The 2,996-nt window shown below is 40.5% G+C and carries 3 protein-coding genes; 2 read left to right on the forward strand and 1 reads right to left on the reverse strand.

Annotated elements, in window-relative coordinates; translation table 11 throughout:
- Both LC574_RS33610 and LC574_RS33615 read left to right on the forward strand, forming a co-directional pair.
- Nucleotides 1–1,523: class I tRNA ligase family protein (locus LC574_RS33610; RefSeq protein WP_229457923.1), on the forward strand; the 1,523-nt coding region annotated here is incomplete at its 5' end.
- A gap of 175 nt (nt 1,524–1,698) precedes the next feature.
- The gene (locus LC574_RS33615) at nt 1,699–2,133 is read left to right on the forward strand and encodes a hypothetical protein (RefSeq protein ID WP_229457925.1); all 435 of its coding nucleotides are present in this window, start codon (nt 1,699–1,701) and stop codon (nt 2,131–2,133) included.
- Here LC574_RS33615 and LC574_RS39380 read toward each other — a convergent pair.
- Complete coding sequence (locus LC574_RS39380; RefSeq protein ID WP_368736767.1) at nt 2,093–2,548, reverse strand: CPBP family glutamic-type intramembrane protease; 456 nt, start codon at nt 2,546–2,548, stop codon at nt 2,093–2,095. The two genes, LC574_RS33615 and LC574_RS39380, sit on opposite strands and share 41 nt — an antisense overlap.
- Nucleotides 2,549–2,996 lie beyond the last annotated feature (448 nt).

A 2,996-nucleotide genomic window follows, 5' to 3' on the forward strand; every position in this document is an offset into this window, starting at 1 on the left:
AAGATTTAGCAACTTACTATCCGACTAATACTTTGTTAACATGCTTTGACATTATCTTTTTCTGGGTAGCCAGAATGACCATGATGGCTGGGCATTTTACGCAGCAAATGCCTTTCCAAACGGTTTACATTCATGGCTTGGTGCTGGATGAAAAAGGTCAGAAGATGTCTAAGACCAAAGGTAATGGCATTGACCCATTGTTATTAATTGACAAGTATGGTACTGATGCCCTGCGGTATACCTTAATTAGGGAAGTGGCTGGCGCTGGTCAAGATATCCGGTTGGAATACGATCGCAAAAAGGATGAATCGGCATCTGTAGAGGCATCCCGCAACTTTGCTAACAAGTTGTGGAATGCTGCCCGGTTTGTGATGATGAATTTGGATGGACAAACGCCGCAACAATTGGGGAACCCAGTAGCCACAGAATTGAGCGATCGCTGGATTATCTCGCGGTATCATCAAGTTGTTAAACAAACCACCAATTACATCGATAATTACGGTTTAGGGGAAGCAGCTAAGGGATTGTATGAATTCATCTGGGGTGATTTCTGCGATCAGTATATTGAACTAGTGAAATCCAGATTGCAAGCAGATGCCGATCCAGTATCGCGGCGGGTAGCACAGCAAACCCTCGGCTACATATTGGAAGGGATTATGAAACTGCTTCATCCCTTCATGCCTCATATTACTGAAGAAATTTGGCAGACTCTCACCCAACAATCAGCAGATTCCGCGCAAACTTTACCGTTACAAATCTATCCCCAGGCAGATGCAAACTTGATTGATCAAGCTTTAGAAGAAGAGTTTGAATTACTGATTGATACTATCCGCACAATTCGGAATTTGCGGGCTGAGGCGGATATTAAACCAGGGGTAAAAATAACGGCGAATTTGCAAACCCAAAGCGAGAAGGAGCGGGAAATTCTCACTGTTGGACAAGATTACATTAAAGATTTGGCGAAGGTTGAGACTTTAACCATTACTGACAAGGAAAAAAGCCAAACTGTTGCTGTTAAAAAACCTCAGAGGGGTTTGAAGACAATTGGCTTAACTATCGTGGCCATTGTCTTTGGTAGATTGGGTTTAGCTGCGGGAAATGCCATTGATGACATTCCCATCATCGGAACTTTCTTTGAACTAGTTGGTTTTGTTTACACAGCTTGGTTTGTTAGCCAAAATTTACTCACTGCTCAAGCGAGACTTAGGTTATGGAGCCGATTTTTCCCGCAGAAAGAATTAGAACAATCACAAGAATCAGAAAATGCGATTGCAGGTGTAATTGGTACAATACAAGTGCTAATTCCTCTAAGCGGTGTGGTAGATATTGAAGCTGTACGTGCCAAGCTAGAAAAAAGCTTGAGTAAAGCTGAAGCAGAAGTTGAATCTCTGAGTATCAGATTAAACAATCCTAGTTTCGTAGATAGAGCTAGAGCCGACGTGGTACAGGGAGCGCGGGATGCCTTAGCAGAAGCACAGAAGCAAGCTGAAATTTTGCGCGATCGCTTGAAGGCGTTGTCGTAGCGATCGCCTGCGTGGCTTAGGATAACTGTAATGGGTAATAGGGAGTGTCAATAATTCCCAATTACCCATTACCAATTAACAAGATCCAAATATCAATGGCACTTATTTTTTTATGAAGTTTTTTTTAATTTTTAATTTTTAATTTTTAATTTTTAATTGGAGCAAAGCGACTCTCATGCTATATCTAGCCCAGGTGTGTAAAAACGATTTTTTAGACCAGCACCAGTTACGCTTGTTGGCGCGTCAAGAAGCTGATAATTTGTGGGCGATAATTCCAGAAGAGACTCCTATTCTGCTAGGAAAGGGAAAAATTATGAGTGAAAACTTGCTTGTTTTAGTAGAACTTTCCCCTACAGGCGACATTGAAAGAATAGAAGATGCCACCAACTGGGTACTCCATTTGGTACAAAGCTACCTCACCATAGGCATCACCCCGGAATTTTTGCAGCACGAAGCCGAACGAGCAGAACATTGGCGACAATCCCTGACGTTGCAAAACCAAGACTTAGCGCGGCGTTCCTTAGAATTGGAAGCTCGTCGTGAACAAATTCAAGCCTTAGAAGAAAGCCTCAAACGCGAGAAAAATGGTTATCCCCAACAAGAAAGTTAAATACAAAATGAAGTGCAAAAGGTGGGTTAAACTTAGCAAATCCGTCTAATAAAACTATCCAAATGACAACAGCAAGCCAGTGAATGATAACTGAAAGCCAAATAGAGCCAGATATTAAGTAAGCGATCGTACAGATAACTCCTAACAAAGCTGCCAGGATTAAAAAATTTGGATTTATAAAAACTTCACGACCACCAGGATTCCAGGTTAGTCCCTGAAATGGGTGATATATAATGAAGGCGACTGAAGTGATAATCATCCATATAATTTGTGTCTTGAGTGAGGGGTTTTCAGTAGGGTGAGGCAAAAACAAAACGCGAAAAACTATCTCTTCACTTAAGCCTGGTATAAAAAAGGAAAACACAATAATTTTTACAATTTCTTGCCAAGATTTTTCTAAGATATGTAACTTGATAAAATCTGATGGTTACTGAGCGTAGCCGAAGTATTGAAATCCTATAAATAATAATAAAATTGTTAATCCTGTCAGAGGTAATATTAACTCTAGCAAATTGGTAATAGTAGGGAATATAGATAGTGCAGTAGTCAGACGTCTGATAATCAAATTAAGGCGTTGCATATTTGCGGGATGATTTTGCTAGTTTTGTGGGATGGGGCGATTTGCCCGTCCCTTGTATTTCAGGGCGGGCGAGACGCCCACCCTACAAGAATCATCCCTTGATTCAGCAACGCCATCAAATTAATCATACAATTTAATTTTTAAGTTAATTTTTCAAGTAGACATCTCCAAAATAGTAACATTCTGTGGTAAAAGAACAGCAGAGAGCTTTTTTGACACAGAAATATGAGCGATATACTGAACCACATTGAAGATAATCCTAAACAAACACAGCGCTTAATTG

The organism is Nostoc sp. CHAB 5715 (genome assembly GCF_020829685.1).
GTDB lineage: Bacteria > Cyanobacteriota > Cyanobacteriia > Cyanobacteriales > Nostocaceae > Nostoc.

Excerpts from the sequence above, each read along its gene's own strand:
- LC574_RS33615 (WP_229457925.1), top strand. The coding sequence starts at position 1,699 with ATGCTATATCTAGCCCAGGTGTGTAAAAACGATTTTTTAGACCAGCAC.